This window comes from Mesorhizobium tamadayense, assembly GCF_003863365.1.
Taxonomy (GTDB): Bacteria; Pseudomonadota; Alphaproteobacteria; order Rhizobiales; family Rhizobiaceae; genus Mesorhizobium; species Mesorhizobium tamadayense.
This window is the reverse complement of the sequence record NZ_RQXT01000140.1, coordinates 1-1,786: the sequence shown is the minus strand read 5'-3', so window position 1 is coordinate 1,786 and position 1,786 is coordinate 1. Positions and strand designations below refer to the sequence as shown.

The 1,786-nt window shown below is 62.4% G+C and carries 1 protein-coding gene and 1 pseudogene; both read right to left on the bottom strand.

Going from position 1 to position 1,786, the window contains the following annotated elements; translation table 11 throughout:
• Nucleotides 1–402: pseudogene (locus EH240_RS36805) on the bottom strand (transposase); the annotation flags it as partial.
• 275 nt (nt 403–677) lie between these two features.
• The coding region (locus EH240_RS36800; protein WP_125007220.1) for an ISNCY family transposase at nt 678–1,786 on the bottom strand (1,109 nt) is incomplete at its 5' end.

Genomic DNA, 1,786 nt, shown 5'->3' with positions numbered 1-1,786 from the left:
AACCGCAATCTGACAGTTGTCCTGCTTGCCCAACTGGCCGCAATACTGGCGCGCTACGCCCACCGAGTGCTTGCCCTTCTTGGGAAAGCCCGTGTCGTCGACGATCCACGCCCGGATCGGTCCATGCTGCTCGATCCGTGGAAGGACCCAGTCGCGAACCCGCGCCAGCAAGGCCGCGTCCGACCACGGCGCCTGTCCCACGAAATGCAGCAAAGACTGATGCTTGGCCACCACCCGCGACGGCGCCGTGATGGCCGCCAACGGTTCCACGCTCTTGCGCTCCAGCGGCATCAGAAGTAGTAATCCTTCAGAGGCTCAGCTCCGTCGGCGTGGCCAATCCCCGATCAAGGCATCGACATAGGCGTCGAACGCCGCTTCACTCTCCGCGGTCCAGTTACGCATGGCGCGCTTCCCTGATCACGAAGCCGCACGCTAACAAAATCCGCAACCAGCGCGAATCCCCGCATCCGCGACTTTCTGACACGGTAAGACTAGTCTAGTTTCCGTCCATAAACATGCGTATTTCGGTGCATTTACAATGAGTTGCGCGCGATTGAAGGCGCCTTGACGGGCGCGGACGGGTCGAAGAGTGCTGTTGTCGCCAAAATAGTGTCACCGGCGCATGCGGTGGCGGCCGGTATGGGTCGGCGCGGGGCAACTGCGATCCCGGGGGCAGTTCAGGTCGGCTTGAGGCGGGTGAAGATGACGAGGTTGTAGGCCACGACCGAGGACCAGACGTAGGTCTTGAAGTGATCGAGGCCGCGCCAAGTGCAACGCGCCAAACCGTAAGCACGCTTGAGGCATGAAATGCCGGCCTCGATGCCGGCGCGGAAGTTGCGCAGCTTGCGATAGACCCACTTGCTTCTGACCATGTCCTCGATCCTCAGGCCAGCTTTCTTGTGGAAGGCCATGTCGCAAACACCCCACGCTTTCGCCGTGGCCAGGTTGGCGCGAGTGGCGAAGCCACCGTCGGCGGCCGCCTGCCGTGGTGCCTGACCATAGAGGGCGATGTGGCGCAAAAGCATCGGCAGCAAGCGGTCGCTGTCGGCTGGGTTGCCTGCTTCGATCATCAGATCGAGGATCATGCCGCTCCTGCCGGTGGTGAGGTTGAGCTTGTGGCCGTATTCGGTATCGCGGCTGCCTTTGACGATGATATCGGCATGCTCTTCGAACAGGCTGACCAACTTCTCGTCGGCGGGCACCGGCTCGCCGGCCAACACCCGCCGCTCACTCTGTCTGATGATCCGTTCGACCAGCGGCCGATAATGGCGAACCTGGACCTGCCACAGGGCTATGGACGGTGTGCTCGCCACGGCCAAACGCTCGCTCGCCTGCTCCAGATAGGCCAAGGTCGCACGGGTGATTGCGATCAGCTCGCGGTAGAGTTGGACCCGGTTGGGTCGACCGCGCGTGAACTGGATTTTGCGAGCCCGCTTCTTGGCTGCGCGGCAGTGATCGCGCCATGCCATGCTGGTGCCGCCAATCAAGACATCAGCTCGCTTCAGAAGGCGCACCATGACCCGCACGGCATCCCAAAGCAGGCTGCTGTCACTCGGCTCGTGCATGAGTGCCGAGGTCACGGTGCTGTCCAGCCGCACCACCGCGCCGTCTTCGAGCTTTGCCTGTCGAGCGCTCGACAGCAGTACCCGATTGATCTCTTCCCAGGTCTCGGGCCGGATCGCGCTGATCGTCTTTTGCAGCGCCGACTTCTGGGGGCTCCATGACAATGGTAGGCGGGCAAAGGCGCGAAACGAGGCAGAGTCCTCAAGATGGAACGCCAGCTCCT